The sequence below is a fragment of the Acerihabitans arboris genome, from assembly GCF_010131535.1.
GTDB lineage: Bacteria > Pseudomonadota > Gammaproteobacteria > Enterobacterales > Enterobacteriaceae > Acerihabitans > Acerihabitans arboris.
The window spans coordinates 106,330-130,126 of record NZ_WUBS01000001.1; the positions used below are offsets into that span (position 1 = coordinate 106,330).

Consider the following 23,797-nt stretch of genomic DNA (forward strand, 5'->3'; position numbering starts at 1 on the left):
TGTTGCTCCCGTTTATTTGTTACTATTGAGGTGTACTATTTTTACCCGAGTAGCCAACTTCTGCCGTAAGGTGTTAAACCGGGAAACCGCGGTAACGGCACCAGAGGATAGACGCCCTTTGACGATTATCCCGCGCGACCAGCACGCCATCTCCCGCAAGGAGATCAGTGAGAATGCACTGAAGGTGCTTTACCGCTTGAACAAGGCGGGATACGAGGCCTATCTGGTCGGCGGCGGTGTTCGCGACCTGCTGCTGGGTAGAAAACCCAAGGATTTTGATATCACCACCAACGCCACCCCCGAGCAGATGCGCAAGTTATTTCGCAACTGCCGCCTGGTGGGACGGCGTTTTCGCCTCGCCCATGTGATGTTCGGGCCGGAAATCATTGAAGTGGCGACCTTTCGCGGCCACCATCTTACCCATGTGCCTGACGATGCCGACACCGGGTCTGCGGTGCAGGCCCCCGCCGCCGCGCTACAGGGGCAAAACGGCATGCTGCTGCGCGACAATATCTTCGGATCCATCGAGGAAGACGCCCAGCGCCGCGATTTTACCGTCAACAGCCTCTATTACAGCGTGGCCGACTTTACGCTGCGCGACTATACCGGCGGCCTGCGCGATTTAAACGAAGGCATCATCCGCCTGATTGGCGATCCGGAAACCCGCTACCGTGAAGATCCGGTGCGCATGCTGCGGGCGGTGCGTTTTGCCGCCAAGTTAAACATGACCGTGGAAGCCGCCACCGCCGAGCCGATCCCGCGCCTGGCGTCCTTACTGCACGACATTCCCGCGGCCAGGCTGTTCGAGGAATCGCTTAAACTGCTGCAGGCCGGTTACGGCGAGCCGACCTATCGCCTGCTGTGCGAATACCAGCTGTTCCAGCCGATGTTTCCGCTTATCAGCCGTAACTTCACCGAGCAGGGCGACAGTTTTATGGAGAAGATGGTCACCCGGGTGCTGGAGAACACCGATCATCGCATCCAAAACGACATGCGGGTCAACCCGGCGTTCCTGTTCTCCGCCATGCTGTGGTACCCGATGCTGGAACAGGCCCAGAAGCTGACGCAGGAAAGCGGCCTGGCCTATTTTGACGCCTTCTCTCTGGCCCTGAACGATATTCTCGACGAACAGTGCCGCTCGCTGGCCATACCCAAGCGCCTGACCACGCTGATGCGCGATATATGGCAATTGCAGCTGCGGCTGTCGCGCCGTCAGGGAAAACGAGCCTTCAAGCTGATGGAGCATCCCAAATTCCGCGCCGCCTTCGATCTGCTGGCGCTGCGCGCCGAAGTGGAAAACAGCGCCGAATTGCAGCGGCTGGTCCAATGGTGGAGCGAGTTCCAGGAAGCCGCGCCGCCGCGGCAGAAATCCCTGCTCACCACGCTTGACGACGACGGCGCCGCCCGTCCGCGTCCGCGCCGCCCTCGCCGCCGCGCGCCGCATCGCGATCCGGCGTAACATGGCACGCGCGGCGGCGCTAACCGGCGTGACGATGACGCGCGTCTGGCTGGCCATCGGCAGCAACCTGGCGGACCCGCTCGACCAGGTCAACGCCGCCCTGACCGCCCTGTCCGGGTTGCCGCGGACCCGGCTGGCCGCCTGTTCCTCGTTTTATCGCAGCCGGCCGCTGGGACCGCAGGACCAGCCTGATTATCTTAATGCGGTCGTGGCGCTGGACACCTCGCTTGCCCCCGAAAGCCTGCTTGATCATACCCAGGAAATCGAACTGCGGCAGGGCCGGGTGCGTAAAGCCAACCGCTGGGGCCCGCGCACGCTGGATCTGGATATCCTGCTGTTCGGCGATCGGGTGTTGCATACCGACCGGCTGACGGTGCCGCACTACGATATGAAAAACCGCGAATTTATGCTCTATCCCCTGGCGGAAGTGGCCCCCGGGCTGCTATTCCCCGACGGCGAGGCGCTGGCGGACCTGCTGACGCGGGTTGCGCGCAACGGCCTGGACTTTTGGGATGGCGGCCACCGGGCCAGGCGCTGGTAAGTCCCGTCCCGTCACTGCCCCCAACCGTCCGTTGCCGCACGTTTTCCGCATACAGTGCTATCTCCCATCCGCGCCTTCCTTTAGAATAACGCGCCGTTCCATTTCAATTATGCGTTACCGGCCTGATCGAGGTTATGATGAAACCAACCACCATTTCACATCTGCGCGCCTGGAAGCAGCAGCAGCGCAAGTTCGCCACCCTTACCGCGTATGACGCCAGTTTTGCCCGCCTGTTCGAACAGGAAGGGATCCAGGTGATGCTGGTGGGCGACTCGCTGGGCATGACCATGCAAGGCCATGGCTCGACGCTGCCGGTCCAGGTAGAGGAGATGGCCTACCATACCCGGTGCGTGCGCAGGGGCGCTCCGCTATGCCTGCTGCTCGCGGATCTGCCGTTCATGGCCTATGCTACCCCGGCGCAGGCCTTTGACAACGCCGCCGCGCTGATGCGCGCCGGCGCCAATATGGTCAAGCTGGAGGGCGGCAGTTGGCTGGCCGAGACCGTACGGGGCTTGACCGAGCGGGCGGTGCCGGTATGCGGTCACCTGGGGCTGACGCCGCAATCGGTGAATATCTTTGGCGGTTACAAAGTACAGGGCCGCGACAGCGACAGCGCCGAACGGTTATTACAGGACGCCCTGGCGCTCGAGCGGGCCGGCGCGCAGCTGCTGGTGCTGGAGTGCGTGCCGGTGGCGCTGGCGCAGCGGATCACCGGGGCGCTGGCCATACCGGTTATCGGCATCGGCGCCGGCAATGTCACCGACGGGCAAATCCTGGTGATGCAGGATGCGTTGGGCATCACCGGCCAGGGTACCCCGAAATTTGTCAAAAACTTCCTCGCCCAGGGGGGCGACATCCGTCCGGCCGTTCGCTTATATATCGAAGAGGTCGAACAGGGTACCTTCCCCGGCCTGGAACACAGTTTCCAATAATGACAGGAGAAAGGCGTGCTAATTATCGAAACCCCGCCGAAATTGCGTCAGGCTGTAACGCAGTGGCGGCAGGAAGGTAAACGTATTGCGCTGGTGCCGACCATGGGGAATCTGCACGACGGGCATATGTCCCTGGTGGACGAAGCCCGCGCCCGTGCCGACATCGTTATCGTCAGTATTTTCGTCAATCCGATGCAATTCGATCGACCCGAGGATTTAACGGCATACCCGCGCACGTTGCAGGAAGATTGCGAAAAACTGACCCGCCGCGGCGTGGATACGGTGTTCGCGCCGGCGGCGGCGGTGATTTACCCCGAGGGACTGGCAGGCCAGACGTTTGTGGATGTGCCGCGTTTTTCCGGTATCCTGGAAGGCGCCATACGGCCGGGGCATTTCCGGGGCGTGGCCACCATCGTCAGCAAACTGTTTAACCTGGTACAGCCGGATATCGCCTGTTTCGGCCGCAAGGATTACCAACAGCTGGCGCTGATCCGCCAGCTGGTCGCGGATATGGGTTATGACATCGAAATAGTCGGCGTAGCCACGGTACGGGCCGATGACGGCCTGGCGTTAAGCTCGCGCAACGGCTACCTCACCGCCGAACAGCGTCTGGTGGCGCCACGGCTGCATAGCGTGCTGGAACAGCTGATTGCCCAGATGAAAATTGGCGAACGCCACACCGATATGCTGCTGGAGCAGGCGGCTGCGCGGCTGCGCCAGGCCGGCCTGCAGCCCGATGCCCTGGATATTCGCGACGCGTTCACCCTGCAATCGCTGACGGTGGACAGCACGCGCGCGGTGGTGTTATTTTCCGCCTGGTTGGGCAAAGCGCGTTTAATCGATAACGCGGAAGTAGATTTAACGCTGTAGCGGGACCACGTCCAGGCCGGTGGACAGGCAAGGGGCAATCGTCAATACTGACGTTGGTTGTCCACAGGATATTTTGCGTTTTAACTCCCCGACGGGGAAAGTACAAAGGTTTAACGTTATGCAACGCACCATGCTAAGAGGTAAGCTGCACCGGGTCCATGTGACCCAGGCGGATTTGCATTATGAAGGCTCCTGCGCCATCGATCAGGATTTTCTCGAGGCGGCGGGTATCCTGGAGTATGAGGCTATCGATATATACAACATCGACAACGGCCAGCGTTTTTCCACCTACGCCATCGCCGCCGAACGCGGCTCGCGCATTATTTCCGTCAACGGCGCGGCCGCCCGCTGCGCCTGCGTCGGCGACCTGCTGATTATCTGCGCCTACGTGCAGATGCCGGACGCAGAGGCGCGAAGCCATCGGCCTCTGGTGGCCTATTTCGACGACCAGAACCAGCTGAAACGCACCGCCAAGGCGGTACCGGTACAGGTGGCCTGATACCCGGCCATACCGACCGGCCGGCGACGCCTCCCGCTGCGTGGAGGTGTCGCCGGATGATCACCTAGGTCCGCAGGCCGCTTCCACGCTGGATCAAATACCAGCACCAGGCATAAAACACCAGGATAAACACCACCAGCACCGAAAGGGTAAACGCCAGCGGCACATCGCTGATGCCCAGGAAACCGAAACGAAAGCCGCTTATCATATAGACGATGGGATTAAGCTTGGATATCGCCCGCCATACCGGCGGCAACAGCGTCAGCGAATAAAACACCCCGCCCAGGTAGGTCAGCGGCGTCAGCACAAAGGTCGGGATCAGGCTGATATCGTCAAAAGTTTTGGCAAACACCGCGTTCAGCAGCCCGGCCAGCGAAAACAGCACCGCGGTTAAAACCAGCGTCACCGCCACCACCCACCATGAATGCACATGGAAGGGCACGAAAAACAGCGAGATCGCCGTGACCAGGATGCCGACGCAAATACCGCGCGCCACCCCGCCGCCCACGTAACCGGCAATAATCACATGGGTGGGCACCGGCGCCACCAGCAGTTCCTCGATATTGCGCTGGAACTTGGCGCTGAAAAACGACGAGGCGACATTGGTATAGGCATTGGTGATCACCGCCATCATAATCAGGCCCGGCACGATAAACTGCATATAGGAAAAGCCGTGCATTTCACCGATGCGCGATCCGATAAGATTGCCGAAAATAATAAAATACAGCGCCATGGTAATCACCGGCGGCACCAGCGTCTGGATCCAGATACGGCCGAAGCGGTTTATTTCCTTGCGCCAGATACTTTTTAACGCAATCCAATAGAGTCGCATCATAATTTGGCCCTCCTGCTGGCCCGGTCGTCTTTTACCAGCGTGACAAACAGTTCTTCCAGCCGATTGGCCTTGTTACGCATACTTAACACCTGTACCCCCTGGGCGCTGAGCTGGCTGAATAAACTGTTCAGCCCCTGTTCACGCATCACCTCGACTTCCAGGGTGCTGGTATCCAGCAGTTGGTTACGATAGCCCTGTAATTTAGGCAACGGGCTTTTAGCCGCCAGATCGAGGATAAAGGTCTCGGATTTCAGTTTGGACAGCAGCAGCCGCATCGAGGTATTTTCCACCAGCTCGCCGCTCTGGATGATGCCGATATTGCGGCACAGCATTTCCGCTTCTTCCAGGTAATGGGTGGTAAGGATAATGGTGGTGCCGCTGCCGTTGAGATCGCGCAGGAACCCCCACATGGAGCGCCTGAGCTCGATATCAACCCCGGCGGTGGGCTCATCCAGGATTAACAGCTTGGGCTCATGCATCAGGGCGCGGGCGATCATCAACCGACGTTTCATCCCGCCGGATAGCATGCGCGCGCGCTCGTCGCGCTTGGTCCATAAATCCAGCTGGTTAAGGTATTTCTCGGCGCGCTGTTCCGCTGTTTTGCGTTCCACGCCGTAATAACCGGCCTGGTGCACCACAATCTGCCAGACGGTTTCAAACGGATTAAAATTGAACTCCTGCGGCACCAGGCCAAGCTGGCGTTTGGCGTTAACAATATCTTTGTCGATGTCGTAGCCGAAAACGCGCGCCTTGCCGGAGGTCTTATTGACTAACGCGCTGATAATGCCGATGGTGGTGGACTTGCCCGCGCCATTGGGGCCGAGCAGCGCATAAAAGTCCCCAGCTTCCACGTTAAGGTCAATCCCTTTAAGCGCCTGTACGCCTCCTGCGTAGGTCTTGGTCAACTTCTCCAACTCCAATGCATATGTCATAGATAACGACTTACCTTATTCTCAATGGATGTGACGAACTGATTTTAAAAAAAGCACGGTTAGCCTATATTAACGCATCGCTATACGTCGTTACGGGCTAAAAACCACAATGAAAGACATCACGAGCCTTATCAGCAACAATCAAACCTGGTCCAAGCATCTCAAAGAGGAAGACCCGGGATTTTTCGAGCGGCTGGCGCTGGCGCAAAAACCACGTTTCCTGTGGATAGGCTGTTCAGACAGCCGGGTGCCGGCGGAAAAACTGACCGGGCTGGAGCCGGGTGAGCTGTTTGTGCACCGCAATGTGGCCAACCTGGTCATCCATACCGATCTCAACTGCCTGTCCGTCGTGCAGTACGCCGTGGATGTGCTGGAAGTCGAGCATATCATCATCTGCGGTCATTACGGCTGCGGCGGCGTACAGGCCGCCATCGACAATCCGGAGCTGGGGTTAATAGACAATTGGCTGCTGCATATTCGCGATTTGTGGTACAAGCATAGCTCACTGCTGGGCGAGCTTCCTCCCGAGGAGCGTCTCAATACCTTATGTGAAATCAACGTCATCGAGCAGGTCTATAACCTGGGCCACTCCACCATCATGCGCTCGGCCTGGAAACGCGGCCAAAAGGTTCAGCTGCATGGCTGGGTATACAGCATACACGACGGTTTGCTGCGCGATCTGGATGTCGCCGCCACCAGCCGCGAAACGCTGGAACAACGCTACCGGCAGGGCATCGCCACGCTGCTGCAGCAGCGTGGCGGCTGATTGACCGCGCCGGCCGGCGCGGCAGTATCCCGTCCTGCGGTAGACGGCGGCAACACGCCGCCGCCGGGCAATCAATCCTGCCGCACAACCTTGCCGACAAACGGCAGATGCCGATAGCGCTGCGCATAATCGATACCGTATCCCACCACGAACTCATCGGGGATAGCGAATCCCACCCACTCCACCGGCACCTGCACCTCGCGTCGATCCGGTTTATCCAGCAGGGTGCAGATGGCCAGCGATTTTGGCTGGCGCAGCTGCAGGATCTCGCGCACTTTACTCAGCGTATTGCCGGAATCGATAATATCTTCCACGATCAGCACATCCTTGCCGCGAATATCTTCGTCAAGATCCTTTAAAATCTTTACGTCGCGCGTGCTGCTCATGCCGCTGCCGTAGCTGGAGGCGGTCATGAAGTCCACTTCGTGCGGAACCGTCACGGCACGGCAAAGATCGGCCATAAACATAAACGAGCCGCGCAATAAGCCGACCAGGACCATCTCGCTGCCGCTGTCGCGGTAATGCAGGCTGATATCATGTCCGAGCTGCGCGACACGGGTAGCGATATCCTCGGCGGAAATCATGACTTCCACGGTGTGTTTCATAATGGGGTCACATTACAGAAAGAAGAAAAGAGGCGAATTTTAGCATAACCGTTACGCGCATGCGATGCGCGGGGCACCCCAACGGCGCGGGCGGCGCGGGAAAGGTTTTGTTAATCATGGACGGGACAATAGCCCCGGTTTGCTCCATACTTTCATCATGCGTATTGCCCCGCCGAAAATGCGGACGATGAATAAAACCTAGGGCGAAAATCATTAAATATGATAACGTCAACCTATAACGACTGATTCAGGTTTTCACATGAAACACACCTTATTGGTGACGCTGTTGCTCGGGTTGCTGGGTTTTTCAACCGCGTCACAAGCCTTATCCGAACCGGAAGCCGAGGACATGGCCGATTTAACCGCCGTGTTCGTCTTCCTGAAAAATAACTGCGGTTATACCGATATGCCTAATGAACAAATCCGGCGCGCCATCCTGATTTTCGCCCAACAAAACCGTTGGGATCTCAGCAATTACGCCAGCTTCGACATGCGCGCCCTGGGCGAGGACAGCTACCGCGATCTCAGCGGCATCGCCATCCCCACGCCGAAGAAATGCGAAAGCCTGGCGACAAATTCGCTTAGTTTGCTCGCCTACGCAAAATAAACAGTTTTAGATCCTGTTTGTGTGAAAATCATCCGTGCATCCCGGGGCGGAGTTAGCTATGATGTTGCGCCGTTTTCTCATGGCGGTTTTCGCCGAGGGTTAGCCCAACATGCCACACCCCAATATATCCAAAAAAGAAATCTGGTACGAAACGCTGCATGACAATTTCGGGCAGTATTTTAACGTGGATAATATCCTGTACCGGGAAAAAACCGCGCATCAGGAGTTGGTGATTTTTGAAAACGCCGCCTTTGGCCGCGTCATGGCGTTGGACGGCGTGGTGCAAACCACCGAGCGCGATGAGTTTATCTATCATGAAATGATGGCCCATGTGCCGCTCATCGCCCACGGGCATGCCCGCAGGGTACTGATTATCGGCGGCGGCGACGGCGGCATGCTGCGCGAGGTCAGCCGGCACCGCGGCATACAAAGCATCACCATGGTGGAAATCGATGCCGGGGTGGTTACCTTCTGCCGGCAATATCTACCGCGGCATAACGCCGGCTCGTTCGACGATCCGCGTTTCCGGCTGGTTATCGACGACGGCGTGAATTTTGTCACCGGCACCAGCGACACCTTCGACGTCATTATTTCCGACTGTACCGATCCTATCGGGCCGGGTTCAAGCCTGTTCACGTCTGATTTTTACCAGGGCTGCGCGCGTTGCCTGAATAAAGGCGGAATTTTTGTCGCGCAAAACGGCGTCTGTTTTTTACAGCAGGACGAGGCGGTGCACAGCCATCGCAAGCTCAGCCATTATTTTAGCGATGTCAGCTTTTACCAGGCGGCAATACCGACCTATTACGGTGGATTGATGACCTTCGCCTGGGCAAGCCAGGACGCTGCGCTGCGCCGGCTTGACCAGGCAACGCTTGCGGCGCGCGTCGCGGCAGCGAATCTGGAATGCCGCTATTATAATACGGCTATTCATAACGGCAGTTTTGCCCTGCCACAATATTTACTGAATGCCTTGTCGGCATCAAGCTGAGACGGTATCCATAAGGGGGTGAACTCAATTGCAGAAGCTAAAACTACACGGCTTTAATAATCTGACCAAGAGCCTGGGTTTTTGTATTTACGATATTTGTTACGCCAAAACGGCGGACGACCGTGATGGATATATCGCTTACATTGACGAACAATATAACGCCAATCGCCTGACTGAAATCCTGAGCGATACCTGTGCGATGATCGGCGCCAATATCCTGCACATTGCGCGGCAGGACTATGAACCCCAGGGCGCCAGCGTCACCATTTTAGTCAGTGAGGACCCCATCGATCCGCTCAGCATCGACAAATCCGAGCATCCGGGACCCCTGCCGGAATCGGTGGTCGCCCATCTGGATAAAAGCCATATTTGCGTGCACACCTATCCCGAGAGTCATCCGGAAGGCGGCCTGTGTACTTTCCGCGCGGATATCGAGGTGTCCACCTGCGGGGTCATTTCACCGCTTAAAGCGTTAAATTACCTGATCCACCAGCTGGAATCGGATATTGTCACCATGGACTATCGGGTCAGGGGCTTTACCCGCGATATCAATGGCATCAAACACTATATCGACCACGAGATCAATTCGATCCAGAACTTCCTGTCGAAAGACATGAAAGCGCTCTATCACATGATGGACGTTAATATTTACCAGGAAAATATTTTCCACACCAAGATGATGCTGAAGGATTTTGACCTGAAACATTATCTGTTTAACGCCAGGCCGGAAGACCTGAGCCCCAGCGAGCGTAAAGAGATTACCGATTTACTGTACAAGGAAATGCGGGAAATCTATTACGGACGTAACCTGCCGGTGGTCTGATCCCGCCGGCACGCGGTCACTGCGGGTTAACCACCCGCACGGATCTTCCCCGCCCATTGCCCCTGGCTGCCGGGGGCACTGACTCCAGCAAATGCACCACCTCCCGATAACCATTTCTCCGGGCATAGTCCAGGGCGGTATTACATTGCCCGTCAGCCATAGAGCTGTCGGCGCCGTGTTCGATAAGCAGGCGGACGATATCGCCACGCCCCTGCGCGGCGGCTATGATCAGGGCCGTGCAACCATCACTGCTGACATCATTGACGGCAAGATTGCGATTCAATAATAACCTGACAACGTTCGGGTCGCAGTAGCGCGCCGCATACATCAGGCTGGTCTGCCCGTAGGCATTTTTAACCAGGGGATCGGCGCCGCTGGCCAATAACAATTTTATTATCTCGGCCTCGCCGCGCTGCAGGGCAAATAAAAACACCGTATCGCCGTAGATGTCGGCGGCATTAATATCGTCGCGATCGTTAAGCAGCCTCTGGAAGGTCAAGGCATTGCCTTGATAGGTTGCGTACATCAGCGCGTTTCGTTTTAAGCAGTCCCGCTGGGATCTATCGGCCTGATGCTCAATCAGCATTTTGATAATATCATGACGGGCCACGGCAGTTGCCAGCATCAGCGGCGTAGTACCGAAATTGTCCCTGGCATTGATATTGGCCCCCTTGCTTATCAATGATTTTACAACTATTTCATGGCCGTATTTCACCGCATGCATTAACGGCGTCATGCCCCGCGCATCGGCGTCATCAACGCCGATATGCATATCAAGCATGGTGGTGACCATATTCGACCGGCCGCAGATAGCGGCATAGATCATGGCATTTCGGCCCAGGTTGTCGGTACGTTTGGCATTGGCGCCGGAGGCAAGTAATTGATAAAAGCCCTGTTCAACATTACATTGAATAGCCATCATTAACGGGGTTCCGGCCAGAATATTAGCGGCATCAATATCGGCCTGATACTCAATTAATTTTTGCACTATTTTAACATTACCGTTGATGATGGCATACATCAGCGCCGTCACACCCTGTTTGTTTTTAACATTTGGATCGACGCCATGCGCCAGCAGGAGGTCTACCGCCTGGCTCTGGTTGTGGTAAATGGCATACATGAGGGGGGTGGCGCCCTCGTTATCCGACGCATTGATATCCACCCCGGGATTATTAAAAAACAGCCGGATCATGACCTCGTCGCCACGCTGGCAGGCATAGAAAAAAGCCTTTTTCGACAGGTCATGCCACAACGCGGGATTGAGGCTATTCAGGTCCATGGACTCGGTGATATCCTGTCTGCCCAGGTAGGCCGCCGCGGCGAGTATATTTTGGCTGTGGTCTATTTTATTCCAACCGGTCAGGCTGCGGGGCAGCATAACCGGCGTATTGTCCTCCGCGGGCCGGAACAGCGGCGTGGGTAATCCGCTACACGAGCTCATGTACTGCATATTGGCCTGGTCCTTGCTGTGCTCCTTGCGTAGTCGCTGTAGGGAATAGGGCGGGACCATCGGCTGGCATAGGGTACTTTTTTTGGCAAGTAACTGACCGTCGGCGATATCCGGCGCCACCGGCTGTCCGGCCCGGGATTGGGGCGGTCTGTCATCCAGGAGGAAAATATTCGCGGCACGTTTTAGTGCGCCCTGATTGACCAGGCTGGACCCGTGGGCGTCGTCACCGCCGTCGGGAGGCTCTTTTGATGGCTGGAAACTCGCGGAGTGATTCCTACAGGCGGATAACTCTTTTAGCTTGTTAAAGAAAAGAGCGTTATTTTCTTCATTTTGGACAATATTATATACGCTATTTATTTGCGGATTATTTGTTCTAATATCGCCAGTATTAATTAAGGATGGATTCATATTAGCACCTGAACATGGGTTTTATGACATCCATCATGACACAGACAATTTATCTTTAAAATCTCATAACAATTTATCATTATGAAATATGATGAAATAACTTTTTAACAGACGCGTTGAATATAATTAAATCGGTCTATATTTTTTTATCTGCTTTCCTGCATGTTAAACCAGGGTTATGCTACAACACATGTTGGTTATCGTCATGTCAGGCCAATTGATAACGGCTGCCGACCGCTAGCGTCTGCCGGCTATCGGGATCGGCTAAAATCACGATATTGCTTTAATACCTGCAAAAAATCGTCGGTGCCGCATAATGACAGGCTTTCCTCATCATAATAATTCATGCCTTCCTCCAGTTCGTCATTCACAAACGACAGCTCATTGGCGCGAATGATCACTTCGTCGCCATCGGTCCAGAAGGTATACTCATGGCCGACGCACTGCCAGCTATCCTGCCCGCCGGCCAACCGCCGGATATGTGCCTCAACCTCATCCAACAGCGCGAAATTGCCTTTGACCTCTTCGTTTAACCAATGACCCACGGCTTCATGCCCCATGGAAAAGGTCACCTTTACCTGACCGGTGATATCGCGTAAAAATTCGTAATCCATAACCTTCAGCCCATGCTAAGCAAAGTTGTGGGGCCCAGCCGCCCTGCCCCAACCAGTAAGCTGATTTTACCCTTTTACCGGCACAAGATCGTTAGCTATGTTGGGTTTTGCCCAACAGTCGGGCAAAATGGCGGTGAATGCCACCACAGCGCATCCCCCGGCCAGATACCAAATTTAGATAGCCCATAAATATATTTTGATAAAAGTCGCGCAAATAGACACGGCCACAACAATACTGGTTGTAGAAAGAAACAAACAACAACATTTTTTAGAATCAATATTCTTTCATTCATCATTCATATAGTCTTATCTTTTCAATTTTATCTTAAAAAAATTCAGCGCCAACGTCTAAAATCCATTGATCCGTACACTTATCGCCGTTTAGCTACAGTCCGATCAATCGTGGGAGGCAAGCTCCGATTTGGCGCGCCTTAGAAATGATAGTTATGATCCATTTGCCCGGCAGCCCGGTCGCCCCCGACGTCGCGGCGATATGATGCCGCAATAGCTCGACCACAGGCGTATGGTCGCTCTGCGCGGCATAGAATACCGCGGCATGGCCTTTTGCATCCGTGAGCGTGACGTTGGCGCCCCGCGCCAACAGCGCATTGACCGTCACCAGGGAACCGCGTTCGGCGCACTGCATCAACGCCGTGCGGCCCATGTCGTTAGCCTCGTCTATATCAGCGTTCTTCGCCAGCAGGGCGTCGAGCGACCCGATGTCATCATTTCTCGCCGCCAGCATAACCAGGGTCATGTTTTCGTCGGACTTATCGGGGATAATGTCGTTTATCCCGCGCGGGGGGGGCGTTTGGGTCAGGAATGCCCCCGGTACGGAGCCAGGCGTCATGGAAAAACGGGGGCGTCCGCGCGAGGGTTCCGGTACTGCCGCAGGGCTGGCCGAGGTCATGTACATTGCGGTGGTTGCCTCGGCTGCAGCCGGTGCCGAAGTGACGTTATTTCGCCAGAGCGCCTTCATCAAAATCGCGAGCATATCCAGATCATGCTTGGACGTGGCAAAGTCCATGGCCGTCGAACCGGTATTGTCGGTCTCATTGACATTCGCCCCCTGCATCAGCAAAAAATCGACAATGCGCGTATCGCCCGCGCGGGCGGCCACCATAAATACGGTCTCGCCGCGGTTATTGACCGCCAAGGGATCCGCGCCTTTGGCCAATATCGCCATAAAGTGATCGTAAAGATTTAGCCGCGCGGCATACATCAGCGCGGTGTTGCCGCCAAAATCTTTAGCATTTAATTCGATTCCTTTATCCAGCAACAGGCGGGAGATTGAAATATCACTCTGTTCAAATTCCTCTGAAAGCATTAACGCGGTCATACCCATCCAGCGGGTATTAATACCCGCGCCATGCCCCAGCAATAGCTCAATAACCCCGCTTTGATTATTGACCGCCGCCACGTGTATCGGCAGCATGCCCTTGTGGGGCCAACGGGTAGCGACCGTCTCCACATCTACGCCTTGCGACAAAAATATTTTTATCACCGCCTCCATGCCCACGCTCACCGCATATATCAGCGGTACCTCGCCATAGGGATTATCATTGGCGAAAGCCAGGGCGGCCTCCAACTCCGATTCTCTCTTGGCCCTGTTTTCGGTATAATGACCGGCATACATTATTTCATCTTTATAGACCAATAAAGCTTCCGTCACCTCGTCTGAGTTCAGCACCGTCTCCTGCGCTGCATTATAGCGATAATTTTCTTGGATAGTGACCGGCGGCGTCCCCACGGAAGAGACCGGAAGAGTGACAGCGGCATTACCTGCCGCCGACGCGCGGTTGGAGACATTACGTAAAACATCCCATATTCGGGGAAAACCATGATAAGTCAAACCAGAAAAATTAGCCGGCGCGCAGGTTACATTGTCCGACGATAAGCAAGAATAAACGCCCCCATTCATAACGGGTCCTCCGTAATTAACATTTTAACAGCCCGACAGAAAATTGAGTTAGAATATAAACTTTATCCTCCATCATGGAAATCGCTGTCGTCAGTACAAATAGCCCAGGTTGAATATTTAAAGTTGTTTTATGCATATATTTTTCCGATTAATAGCTCATTATATTGAACTGGGTTCTTCGATAATATTTATTATTAAGCGGGCATCAATATGACAGCCAAATATTTATCCCGGCTCCCGCCGCCATGCCCGGCATAAAAAAAAGCCAGCCGCAATGGCTGGCCGTGGTGCCGGACTGCGCGGGATTATGCTTACGCACAACCCAGGCGCAATATTTATACCGCCGTCTGGAAAATCACCTCATCGGCTTTATCGGTATATTCCGCCAACCGGTCAAAGTTCAGGTAGCGATAGGTATCGACGGCGGTTTTATCCACCAGCGCGATGGCCTGCAGATACTCCGCCACCGTCGGCAGGCGGCCCAGCAGCGCGGTGACCGCCGCCAGTTCCGCCGATGCCAGGTAGACATCCGCGCCGTTGCCTAGACGATTTGGAAAGTTACGGGTGGAGGTGGACACCACGGTCGCGCCCTCCGCTACCCGCGCCTGGTTGCCCATGCACAACGAGCAGCCGGGGATCTCGACACGCGCCCCGCTCTTGCCGAAGATGCTGTAATAACCTTCCTCGGTCAGTTGGGCCGCATCCATTTTAGTCGGCGGCGCCACCCACAGACGGGTCGGCAGCTGGCCCTGATGCTGGTCAAGCAGTTTACCCGCCGCGCGGAAGTGGCCGATATTGGTCATGCAGGAACCGATAAACACTTCGTCGATTTTATTGCCGGCCACGTCGGACAGCAGGCGCGCATCGTCCGGATCGTTAGGCGCGCACAGGATCGGCTGGTCGATTTCCGCCAGATCGATATCGATAACGGCGGCATATTCCGCGTCGGCATCCGCCACCAGCAATTTAGGATCGGCCAGCCAGCTTTCCATGCCCTTGATACGGCGCTCCAGGGTGCGGCGATCGCCGTAGCCTTCGGTGATCATCCACTTCAGCAGCACGATATTCGAGCTGAGGTATTCGACGATCGGCGCCTGATCCAGCTTGATGGTACAGCCCGCCGCCGAGCGTTCCGCCGAGGCGTCGGCCAGTTCAAACGCCTGTTCCACCTTCAGCTCCGGCAGGCCCTCGATTTCCAGGATGCGGCCGGAGAAAATGTTCTTCTTACCCTTTTTTTCCACCGTCAACAGGCCTTGCTTGATGGCGTAATACGGGATGGCGTGCACCAGGTCGCGCAGGGTTATCCCCGGCCGCATTTTACCCTTAAAGCGCACCAGCACCGACTCAGGCATATCCAGCGGCATGACGCCGGTGGCGGCGGCAAACGCCACCAGACCGGAACCGGCCGGGAACGAGATGCCGATGGGGAAGCGGGTATGGGAATCGCCGCCGGTGCCGACGGTGTCGGGCAGCAGCATGCGGTTCAGCCAGGAATGTATGATACCGTCGCCGGGGCGCAGCGAAACGCCGCCGCGGTTCATGATAAAGTCCGGCAGCGTATGGTGGGTTTGCACGTCCACCGGCTTCGGGTACGCGGCGGTATGGCAAAACGACTGCATGACCAGGTCGGCGGAGAAGCCGAGGCAGGCCAGATCCTTCAGTTCGTCGCGGGTCATCGGGCCGGTGGTATCCTGCGAGCCGACCGAGGTCATCTTGGGCTCGCAATACTGGCCGGGGCGAATGCCCTGCACGCCGCAGGCGCGGCCGACCATTTTTTGCGCCAAAGTAAACCCCTTGTCGCTGGCGACCACGGCCCGGGCATGGCGGAAAATTTCGCTGGGCGGCAGCCCGAGGGATTCGCGCGCGCGCGCGGTAAGGCCCCGGCCGATGATCAGCGGGATACGGCCGCCGGCGCGCACTTCGTCCACCAGTACGTCGGTATTGAGCGAGAAGGTGGCCAGCAGCCGGTCGGTGTCATGAGCGCGGATCTCACCCTTGAACGGGTAGATGTCAATCACGTCGCCCATGTTCAGCTCGGAGATGTCGACCTCGATGGGCAACGCGCCGGAGTCTTCCATGGTATTAAAGAAAATCGGCGCAATCTTGCTGCCCAAGACCACCCCGCCGCCGCGCTTGTTCGGCACATATGGCAGATCGTCGCCCATATACCATAACACCGAGTTGGTGGCGGATTTACGCGATGAGCCGGTGCCCACCACGTCGCCCACATAGGCCAAAGGAAAGCCTTTCTGGTTCAGCGCTTCGATTTGTTTGATCGGACCGACGTTGCCGGGCCGATCGGGATCGATGCCCTCGCGGGCATTTTTCAGCATCGCCAGGGCATGCAGCGGAATATCCGGACGCGACCAGGCGTCGGGCGCCGGGGACAGGTCGTCGGTATTGGTTTCGCCGGTGACTTTAAATACCGTCACGGTGATTTTTTCCGCCAGCTCAGGGCGCGACAGGAACCACTCGGCGTCGGCCCAGGCCTGCATTACCTGCCGCGCATGGGGGTTGCCGGCCTTGGCCTTGGCTTCCACGTCGAAAAAGCTGTCGAACATTAGCAGCATCGATTTCAGCGCGTTGGCGGCAATCGGCGCCAGGGTCGCGCTGTCCAGCGCATCGACCAACGGCTGGATATTATAGCCGCCCTGCATGGTGCCGAGCAGCTCAACGGCCCGTTCGGGTGTGAGGAGCGGAGAGCGCGCGTCGCCGGTGGCGACGGCGGCCAGGAAACCGGCCTTCACGTAGGCCGCTTCGTCAACACCCGGCGGGACGCGGTTAATTAACAGATCAAGTAAAAAACTCTCTTCGCCGGTCGGCGGATTTTTCAGCAGTGTCACCAGCGCCGCCATTTGCGCGGCATCGAGCGGCTTAGGAACGATCCCCAGGGCAGCACGCTCGGCCACGTGCTTACGGTAGTCTTCTAGCACGACGATCTCCTCGCTTAATAAGTCATTGCTCACTTTTTTTGCTCTCGGCAGTTTATCAGAATTTGACCGCACTGTTAATTTGTTTACATCTAAGCAACATAATTTTTTAGCTGAAACGTTAAGGCGTTAGCGTAAAAAACGCTTCATCAAATTAACACTATTCCGCCGCCGCCAGCCAGCGTTAGCCGCAGAAAAAACGGCTGCCCCAGGCATATAAGCCGTCGGCTAACGTGAGTCGCCCGTGCTAAAAACATAAAAAAGCTCCCATGCAAGCATGGGAGCCGTTGGCCAAACTGAGTCAGTCCGGAGAATTATTTCTTTTTCTTGGCTTTGGCGTTCGGCAGATCGGTAATGCTGCCTTCGTAGACTTCCGCCGCCAGGCCGACCGATTCGTGCAGCGTCGGGTGGGCGTGGATGGTCAGCGCGATATCCTCGGCGTCACAACCCATCTCGATGGCCAGGCCGATTTCGCCCAGCAGTTCGCCGCCGTTGACGCCGACCACCGCCCCGCCAATCACCCGATGGCTTTCTTTATCGAAAATCAGCTTGGTCATGCCGTCCTGGCAGTCGGAGGCGATGGCGCGGCCTGACGCCGCCCACGGGAAGGTCGCCACTTCGTAGCTGATGCCCTTATCCTTCGCTTCTTTCTCGGTCACGCCGACCCAGGCCACTTCCGGCTCGGTATAGGCAATGGACGGGATCACCTTGGGGTCAAAGTAATGTTTCTTGCCGGCGATAACTTCCGCCGCCACATGGCCCTCATGGGTACCTTTGTGCGCCAGCATCGGCTGCCCGACGATATCGCCGATGGCATAGATATGCGGCACATTGGTGCGCAGCTGTTTATCGACGCGGATAAACCCGCGATCGTCCACTTCCACCCCGGCCTTGCCGGCGTCAAGCAGCTTGCCGTTCGGCACGCGGCCGATGGCCACCAGCACCGCGTCGTAACGCTGCGGCTCGGCGGGCGCCTTCTTGCCTTCCATGGTGACGTAGATGCCATCTTCCTTGGCTTCCACGGTGGTCACCTTGGTTTCCAGCATCAGGTTAAACTGCTTGCTGATGCGTTTGGTATAGACCTTGACGATATCCTTATCCGCCACCGGGATCACCTGGTCGAACATTTCAACCACGTCGATCTTGGAGCCCAGCGCATAGTAGACGGTGGCCATTTCCAGGCCGATAATGCCGCCGCCCATGACCAGCAGCTTTTCCGGCACGGTTTTTAACGCCAGCGCGTCGGTGGAATCCCATACGCGCGGGTCGTCATGGGGAATAAACGGCAGCGTAATCGGCCGCGAGCCGGCGGCGATAATCGCATTGTCGAAATTGATGGTGGTGGTGCCTTTTTCGCCTTCCACCACCAGGGTGTTGGCGCCGGTGAATTTGCCCACGCCGTGCACGACATTCACTTTACGGGCTTTGGCCATGCCGGTCAGACCGCCGGTCAGCTGGTTGACTACCCGTTCTTTCCAGGTGCGCACTTTATCGATATCGGTTTTCGGCTCGCCGAAGGTGATGCCGTTTTCGCTTAACGCTTTTGCTTCTTCAATCACCTTGGCGACATGCAGCAGCGCCTTGGAAGGGATACAGCCAACATTCAGGCAAACACCGCCCAGCGTCGCGTAACGTTCGACCAGCACGGTCTCCAGACCTAAATCGGCACAACGGAAGGCGGCGGAATATCCCCCCGGGCCCGCCCCAAGTACCACGACCTGGGTTTTGATTTCAGTACTCATCATGACCTCTTAGTTGTTTGTCCGGCGGGTAAGGCGTTAATTTTCTGGCGAATTAAAGGCATAACGCGCCGACACCACCGGGACGCCTCCATCAAAACCAGTTTACAGAAATGTTAATAATCTGCAAAGCGCGTTCAGACGGCGCGTGACCTGTTTGCTCTGCCGGAGGGAAATCCTGCCCGCCGGCAACGTCACATTAAACAATCAGGCCGGCCCTGGGGCCGGCCACGGGCTTACATCACCAGACGACGAATATCGGACATTACGTTGTTGATGAAACTGATAAAACGAGCACCCGCCGCGCCGTCGATAACCCGATGGTCATAGGACAGGGACAGCGGCAGCATCAGGCGCGGCGTGAATTCCTTACCGTTCCAGACCGGCTTCATCGCCGATTTGGACACGCCTAGGATGGCCACTTCCGGCGCGTTGACAATAGGCGTAAACGAGGTGCCGCCGATGCCGCCCAGGCTGGAGATGGTGAAACAGCCGCCCTGCATATCGGAGGACGTCAGTTTGCCGTCACGGGCCTTTTTGGAGATTTCGGCCAGTTCGCGCGACAGTTCAAAGATCCCTTTCTTATTCACGTCGCGGAACACCGGCACCACCAGGCCGTTCGGCGTATCCACCGCCACGCCGATGTTGATGTATTTCTTCAGCGTCAGCTTCTGGGCATCTTCGGACAGCGAGCTGTTGAAGCGCGGCAGTTCTTCCAACGCCTTGGCCACGGCCTTCATGATAAACACCAGCGGGGTGATCTTCACGTCCAGCCGTTTCTTTTCCGCTTCGGCATTCTGCTGTTTACGGAAATTCTCGACCTCGGTGATATCGGCTTCATCGAACTGGGTGACATGCGGGATCATGACCCAGTTGCGGTGCAGGTTGGCGCCGGAAATCTTCTGGATGCGGCCCAGTTCGACTTCTTCCGTATCGCCGAACTTGCTGAAATCCACCTTCGGCCATGGCAGCAGTCCCGGCAGCGAACCACCGGTAGCGCCTGCGGCGGGCGTGGACTCGGCGCGCTTTACCGCGTCCTTGACGTAGGTCTGGATATCTTCGCGCAGGATACGGCCTTTACGTCCGGTCCCCTTCACTTTAGCCAGGTTAACGCCAAATTCCCGCGCCAGGCGGCGGATAACCGGGGTGGCGTGCACATAGGCGTCGTTTTCGGCAAACTCGCCCTTGCCTTCGGTTTTAGGCGCAGCCTGGGCCGCGGCGTTTTTATTCGCCTGCGATGCCGGGGCCGGCGCCACCGCGGCGGCGGTTTCGGTCTTCGCGGCAGCGGACGGAGCAGCGCCTTCCACCGCAAATACCATGATCAGGCTGCCGGTGCTGACCTTGTCGCCGGTGCTGATTTTGATCTCTTTAACGGTGCCCGCGAACGGAGCCGGGACTTCCATCGAGGCTTTATCGCCTTCAACGGTAATCAGCGACTGTTCGGCGCTGACCTTGTCGCCGACCTTGACCAGCACTTCGGTGACTTCCACTTCGTCGCCGCCGATATCCGGTACGTTAACCTCTTTCGTGCCGCCGGCATCGCCGCCGGATTGTGCCGGCGCCGCGGCGGCAGGCTTGCTGTCCGCGGCAGGCGCGGCCGATTCACCGCCGGCGCCCGCCACTTCAAACACCATGATCAATGAACCAGTGCTGACTTTGTCGCCGGTGTTAACCTTGATTTCCGTGACTTTGCCGGCAAACGGCGCAGGGACTTCCATCGAGGCCTTGTCGCCTTCAACGGTTATCAGCGATTGTTCAGCCGTCACGGTGTCGCCGACCTTGACCAGCACTTCGGTGACTTCAACTTCGTCGCCGCCGATATCCGGCACCTCGACATTCTTGCTTGCCGCGCCACCGGCCGCCTGCGGCTTGGCCCCGGCGGGTTTGGCGTCGCTTGACGCCTCGGCCTGCGCCGGCGGTTTTTCCGCCGCGCCGTCGGCATCTTCAAACACCATGATAAGCTTGCCGGTGGTGACCTTATCGCCCACCGCCACTTTCAGCTCTTTGATAACCCCCGCCTGCGGCGAGGGAACTTCCATGGACGCCTTGTCGCCTTCGACGGTAATCAGCGATTGTTCGGCTTCAACTTTATCACCCACGCTTACCAGCACTTCGGTGACTTCAACTTCATCGGCACCGATATCCGGTACGTTAATTTCAATAGCCATTGATTTCTCTACCTCTTATGCCAAACGCGGGTTGACTTTGTCCGCGTCGATGCCGAACTTGGTAATCGCCTTGGCGACCACGTCGGCGTCGATTTCGCCACGCTTGGCCAGTTCACCCAGCGCCGCCACGACCACGTAAGACGCATCCACCTCGAAATGATGACGCAGGTTCTCGCGGCTGTCGGAACGACCGAAACCATCGGTACCCAAGACCCGGAACTCGCTGGCCGGGATAAAGTTACGGATTTGTTCGGCAAACAGTTTCATATAATCGGTGGAAGCCACCGCCGGCGCATCGCTCAGGATCTGGGCAACATAAGGCACGCGCGGTTTTTCAGCCGGGTGCAGCATGTTCCAGCGTTCACAATCCTGCCCGTCGCGCGCCAGTTCGGTAAAGGACGTGACGCTATAGACATCGGAGCCGACGCCGTAATCCCTGGCCAGGATGCCGGCGGCTTCGCGCACGTGGCGCAGGATGGCGCCGGAGCCCATCAGCTGTACCTTGCCTTTGCTGCCGTCGATGGTTTCCAGTTTATAAATACCCTTGCGGATACCCTCTTCCGCGCCTGCCGGCATGGCCGGCATATGGTAGTTTTCGTTCAGGGTGGTCAGGTAGTAATACACGTTTTCCTGCGCTTCGCCGTACATACGGGTCAGGCCGTCATGCATGATGACCGCGACTTCGTAGGCATACGCCGGATCGTAGGAGATGCAGTTCGGGATGGTCAGCGACTGGATGTGGCTGTGGCCGTCCTCATGCTGCAGGCCTTCGCCGTTCAGGGTGGTGCGCCCGGAGGTGCCGCCGATCAGGAAGCCGCGCGCCTGCTGGTCGCCCGCCGCCCAGCACAGATCGCCGATACGCTGGAAGCCGAACATGGAGTAATAAATATAGAACGGGATCATCGGCAGGTCATTGGTGCTGTAGGACGTTGCCGCCGCCAGCCATGAAGACGCCGCGCCCAGTTCGTTGATCCCTTCCTGCAGGATTTGGCCTTTCTCGTCTTCACGATAGTAGGCGACCTGCTCACGGTCCTGCGGGGTATACTGCTGGCCGTTCGGGCTATAGATGCCGATCTGGCGGAACAGGCCTTCCATACCGAAAGTACGCGCTTCGTCGGCGATAATCGGCACCAGGCGATCCTTGATCGACGGGTTCTTCAGCATCACGTTCAATACGCGGACAAAGGCGATGGTGGTGGAGATCTCTTTCTTCTGTTCTTCCAGCAGCGCGCCGAAGTCCTGCAGCGTAGGCAGTTCCAGCGGTTTGGTGAAGTTCTTCAGGCGGCTTGGCAGGTAGCCGTGCAGCGCCTTGCGGCGTTCATGCAGGTACTCGTACTCTTCCGAGCCTTCCTTGAAGGTAATGTAGGGCAGTTGTTCGATAGTGTCTTCGGGCACCATCGGGGACAGGTTGAAACGGTCGCGGAAATAACGCACGCCGTCCATGTTCATCTTCTTGACCTGGTGGGCGATGTTCATGCCTTCCGCGGTCTCGCCCATGCCGTAGCCCTTAATGGTATGGGCCAGGATGACGATAGGTTTGCCGGTGGTTTTCTGCGCTTTTTGCAGCGCGGCGAAAACTTTTTTCGGATCGTGGCCGCCACGGTTCAATGCCCAGACTTCGTCGTCGCTCATATCCTTGACCAGCGCGGCGGTTTCAGGATATTTACCGAAGAAGTGCTCGCGCACATAGGCGCCGTTCTTGGACTTGAAGGTCTGGTAATCGCCGTCGACGGTTTCATTCATCAGCTGGATCAGCTTGCCGCTGGTATCCTTGCGCAGCAGCTCATCCCAGCGGCTGCCCCAGATAACCTTGATCACTTCCCAGCCGGCGCCGCCAAAGATGCCTTCCAGCTCGTTGATGATCTTGCCGTTGCCGGTAACCGGGCCGTCCAGGCGCTGCAGGTTACAGTTGATGATGAAGACCAGGTTGTCCAGTTTTTCACGCGTGGCGATGGTAATCGCGCCCTTGGATTCCGGCTCGTCCATTTCACCGTCGCCCAGGAAAGCGTATACCGTCTGCGCGGTGGTGTTTTTCAGGCCGCGGTGGTTCAGGTATTTCAGGAATTTAGCCTGGTAGATGGCGCTGATCGGGCCCAGGCCCATCGAGACGGTCGGGAACTGCCAGAATTCCGGCATCAGTTTTGGATGCGGGTAGGAAGACAACCCTTTGCCCTGTACTTCCTGGCGGAAATTGTTCATCTGGTCTTCGGTCAGGCGGCCTTCGAGAAAGGCGCGCGCATAGATCCCGGGGGAAATATGGCCCTGGAAGTAAACCAAATCGCCGCCGTCCTGGTCGCTGCGCGCGCGGAAGAAATGGTTGAAGCAAACTTCATAAACGGTGGCGGACGACTGGAAGGACGCCATATGGCCGCCCAGATCCAAATCTTTTTTCGATGCGTGCAATACCGTCATCACCGCGTTCCAGCGGATGGCGGAGCGAATGCGGCGCTCCAATTCCAGGTTACCGGGGTACTCAGGCTCGTCTTCAACCGGAATGCTGTTGATGTAGTTACGGCCCGAGGCACCCGCAGCGATACTGACGCCACCTTTACGCGCGCCGTCAAGTACCTGATCAATCAGGAACTGTGCGCGTTCAATACCCTCTTCACGGATAACCGATTCGATCGCCTGTAGCCAGTCGCGTGTCTCGATCGGATCCACGTCATTGTATAAACGTTCTGACATGGTGGTGTTCCTTATCTATCGCTAT

Annotated in this window: 19 protein-coding genes; 9 read left to right on the forward strand and 10 right to left on the reverse strand. The window is 56.8% G+C overall.

Features of this window, described 5'->3' with window-relative positions:
- Nucleotides 1–37: 37 nt before the first annotated feature.
- The 5 genes from pcnB to panD all read left to right on the forward strand — a co-directional run bounded on the left by pcnB (nucleotide 38) and on the right by panD (nucleotide 4,301).
- The gene (gene pcnB, locus GRH90_RS00470) at nucleotides 38–1,459 is read left to right on the forward strand and encodes a polynucleotide adenylyltransferase PcnB (protein ID WP_312857161.1); all 1,422 of its coding nucleotides are present in this window, start codon (nucleotides 38–40) and stop codon (nucleotides 1,457–1,459) included.
- A gap of 34 nt (nucleotides 1,460–1,493) precedes the next feature.
- The gene (folK, locus tag GRH90_RS00475) at nucleotides 1,494–2,000 is read left to right on the forward strand and encodes a 2-amino-4-hydroxy-6-hydroxymethyldihydropteridine diphosphokinase (RefSeq protein WP_162364260.1); all 507 of its coding nucleotides are present in this window, start codon (nucleotides 1,494–1,496) and stop codon (nucleotides 1,998–2,000) included.
- A gap of 137 nt (nucleotides 2,001–2,137) precedes the next feature.
- A complete protein-coding gene (gene panB / locus GRH90_RS00480) occupies nucleotides 2,138–2,932 on the forward strand; it encodes a 3-methyl-2-oxobutanoate hydroxymethyltransferase (protein ID WP_162364261.1) in 795 nt (264 codons plus the stop codon).
- 15 nt (nucleotides 2,933–2,947) lie between these two features.
- A complete protein-coding gene (gene panC, locus GRH90_RS00485; RefSeq protein WP_162363935.1) occupies nucleotides 2,948–3,802 on the forward strand; it encodes a pantoate--beta-alanine ligase in 855 nt (284 codons plus the stop codon).
- A 118-nt stretch (nucleotides 3,803–3,920) separates the two neighbouring features.
- Nucleotides 3,921–4,301 (forward strand): aspartate 1-decarboxylase, encoded by a 381-nt coding sequence (gene panD, locus GRH90_RS00490; protein ID WP_162363936.1) that lies wholly within the window; start codon nucleotides 3,921–3,923, stop codon nucleotides 4,299–4,301.
- 64 nt (nucleotides 4,302–4,365) lie between these two features.
- On the opposite strand, the gene GRH90_RS00495 is transcribed toward panD, so the two are convergent.
- Together GRH90_RS00495 and GRH90_RS00500 are read right to left on the reverse strand one after the other, a co-directional pair.
- Nucleotides 4,366–5,136, reverse strand: coding sequence for an ABC transporter permease (locus GRH90_RS00495; RefSeq protein ID WP_162363937.1), 771 nt, complete (start codon nucleotides 5,134–5,136; stop codon nucleotides 4,366–4,368).
- Nucleotides 5,133–6,068 carry an ABC transporter ATP-binding protein gene (locus GRH90_RS00500; protein ID WP_162363938.1) on the reverse strand — a complete coding sequence of 312 codons (936 nt, stop codon included), beginning with the start codon at nucleotides 6,066–6,068 and terminating at the stop codon, nucleotides 5,133–5,135. The genes GRH90_RS00495 and GRH90_RS00500 overlap by 4 nt, the downstream gene beginning before the upstream one ends.
- A gap of 109 nt (nucleotides 6,069–6,177) precedes the next feature.
- Here GRH90_RS00500 and can point away from each other — a divergent pair, with 109 nt between their 5' ends.
- Complete coding sequence (gene can / locus GRH90_RS00505) at nucleotides 6,178–6,834, forward strand: carbonate dehydratase (protein ID WP_162363939.1); 657 nt, start codon at nucleotides 6,178–6,180, stop codon at nucleotides 6,832–6,834.
- A gap of 71 nt (nucleotides 6,835–6,905) precedes the next feature.
- On the opposite strand, the gene hpt is transcribed toward can, so the two are convergent.
- A complete protein-coding gene (hpt, locus tag GRH90_RS00510; protein ID WP_162363940.1) occupies nucleotides 6,906–7,439 on the reverse strand; it encodes a hypoxanthine phosphoribosyltransferase in 534 nt (177 codons plus the stop codon).
- A gap of 259 nt (nucleotides 7,440–7,698) precedes the next feature.
- Between hpt and GRH90_RS00515 the strand changes: the two genes are divergently transcribed.
- From GRH90_RS00515 to speD, 3 genes are all read left to right on the forward strand, one after another.
- Nucleotides 7,699–8,046 (forward strand): YacC family pilotin-like protein, encoded by a 348-nt coding sequence (locus GRH90_RS00515; protein WP_162363941.1) that lies wholly within the window; start codon nucleotides 7,699–7,701, stop codon nucleotides 8,044–8,046.
- A gap of 124 nt (nucleotides 8,047–8,170) precedes the next feature.
- The gene (speE, locus tag GRH90_RS00520; RefSeq protein ID WP_162364262.1) at nucleotides 8,171–9,034 is read left to right on the forward strand and encodes a polyamine aminopropyltransferase; all 864 of its coding nucleotides are present in this window, start codon (nucleotides 8,171–8,173) and stop codon (nucleotides 9,032–9,034) included.
- Between the two features lie 28 nt (nucleotides 9,035–9,062).
- Complete coding sequence (gene speD, locus GRH90_RS00525) at nucleotides 9,063–9,857, forward strand: adenosylmethionine decarboxylase (protein ID WP_162363942.1); 795 nt, start codon at nucleotides 9,063–9,065, stop codon at nucleotides 9,855–9,857.
- A 16-nt stretch (nucleotides 9,858–9,873) separates the two neighbouring features.
- Here speD and GRH90_RS00530 read toward each other — a convergent pair whose 3' ends face one another.
- The 7 genes from GRH90_RS00530 to aceE all read right to left on the reverse strand — a co-directional run bounded on the left by GRH90_RS00530 (nucleotide 9,874) and on the right by aceE (nucleotide 23,772).
- Nucleotides 9,874–11,427, reverse strand: a complete 1,554-nt coding sequence (locus GRH90_RS00530; protein ID WP_162363943.1) for an ankyrin repeat domain-containing protein — start codon at nucleotides 11,425–11,427, stop codon at nucleotides 9,874–9,876.
- Between the two features lie 539 nt (nucleotides 11,428–11,966).
- The gene (locus tag GRH90_RS00535) at nucleotides 11,967–12,329 is read right to left on the reverse strand and encodes a YacL family protein (RefSeq protein WP_162363944.1); all 363 of its coding nucleotides are present in this window, start codon (nucleotides 12,327–12,329) and stop codon (nucleotides 11,967–11,969) included.
- Nucleotides 12,330–12,714: 385 nt separating this feature from the next.
- Nucleotides 12,715–14,019, reverse strand: a complete 1,305-nt coding sequence (locus GRH90_RS00540) for an ankyrin repeat domain-containing protein (protein WP_162363945.1) — start codon at nucleotides 14,017–14,019, stop codon at nucleotides 12,715–12,717.
- A 566-nt stretch (nucleotides 14,020–14,585) separates the two neighbouring features.
- Nucleotides 14,586–17,183: a bifunctional aconitate hydratase 2/2-methylisocitrate dehydratase gene (gene acnB / locus GRH90_RS00545; RefSeq protein WP_162364263.1), complete on the reverse strand. Its 2,598-nt coding sequence runs from the start codon at nucleotides 17,181–17,183 to the stop codon at nucleotides 14,586–14,588.
- A gap of 311 nt (nucleotides 17,184–17,494) precedes the next feature.
- Nucleotides 17,495–18,922 carry a dihydrolipoyl dehydrogenase gene (gene lpdA / locus GRH90_RS00550; protein ID WP_162363946.1) on the reverse strand — a complete coding sequence of 476 codons (1,428 nt, stop codon included), beginning with the start codon at nucleotides 18,920–18,922 and terminating at the stop codon, nucleotides 17,495–17,497.
- A 233-nt stretch (nucleotides 18,923–19,155) separates the two neighbouring features.
- On the reverse strand, nucleotides 19,156–21,087 hold the full coding sequence (aceF, locus tag GRH90_RS00555; RefSeq protein WP_162363947.1) for a pyruvate dehydrogenase complex dihydrolipoyllysine-residue acetyltransferase: 1,932 nt from the start codon (nucleotides 21,085–21,087) through the stop codon (nucleotides 19,156–19,158).
- 15 nt (nucleotides 21,088–21,102) lie between these two features.
- The gene (aceE, locus tag GRH90_RS00560; RefSeq protein WP_162363948.1) at nucleotides 21,103–23,772 is read right to left on the reverse strand and encodes a pyruvate dehydrogenase (acetyl-transferring), homodimeric type; all 2,670 of its coding nucleotides are present in this window, start codon (nucleotides 23,770–23,772) and stop codon (nucleotides 21,103–21,105) included.
- Nucleotides 23,773–23,797 lie beyond the last annotated feature (25 nt).

Excerpts from the sequence above, each read along its gene's own strand:
- folK (WP_162364260.1), top strand. The coding sequence starts at position 1,494 with ATGACGCGCGTCTGGCTGGCCATCGGCAGCAACCTGGCGGACCCGCTC.
- panB (WP_162364261.1), top strand. The coding sequence starts at position 2,138 with ATGAAACCAACCACCATTTCACATCTGCGCGCCTGGAAGCAGCAGCAG.
- panD (WP_162363936.1), top strand. The coding sequence starts at position 3,921 with ATGCAACGCACCATGCTAAGAGGTAAGCTGCACCGGGTCCATGTGACC.
- GRH90_RS00495 (WP_162363937.1), bottom strand. The coding sequence starts at position 5,136 with ATGATGCGACTCTATTGGATTGCGTTAAAAAGTATCTGGCGCAAGGAA.
- GRH90_RS00500 (WP_162363938.1), bottom strand. The coding sequence starts at position 6,068 with ATGACATATGCATTGGAGTTGGAGAAGTTGACCAAGACCTACGCAGGA.
- can (WP_162363939.1), top strand. The coding sequence starts at position 6,178 with ATGAAAGACATCACGAGCCTTATCAGCAACAATCAAACCTGGTCCAAG.
- hpt (WP_162363940.1), bottom strand. The coding sequence starts at position 7,439 with ATGAAACACACCGTGGAAGTCATGATTTCCGCCGAGGATATCGCTACC.
- GRH90_RS00515 (WP_162363941.1), top strand. The coding sequence starts at position 7,699 with ATGAAACACACCTTATTGGTGACGCTGTTGCTCGGGTTGCTGGGTTTT.
- GRH90_RS00535 (WP_162363944.1), bottom strand. The coding sequence starts at position 12,329 with ATGGATTACGAATTTTTACGCGATATCACCGGTCAGGTAAAGGTGACC.
- lpdA (WP_162363946.1), bottom strand. The coding sequence starts at position 18,922 with ATGAGTACTGAAATCAAAACCCAGGTCGTGGTACTTGGGGCGGGCCCG.
- aceF (WP_162363947.1), bottom strand. The coding sequence starts at position 21,087 with ATGGCTATTGAAATTAACGTACCGGATATCGGTGCCGATGAAGTTGAA.
- aceE (WP_162363948.1), bottom strand. The coding sequence starts at position 23,772 with ATGTCAGAACGTTTATACAATGACGTGGATCCGATCGAGACACGCGAC.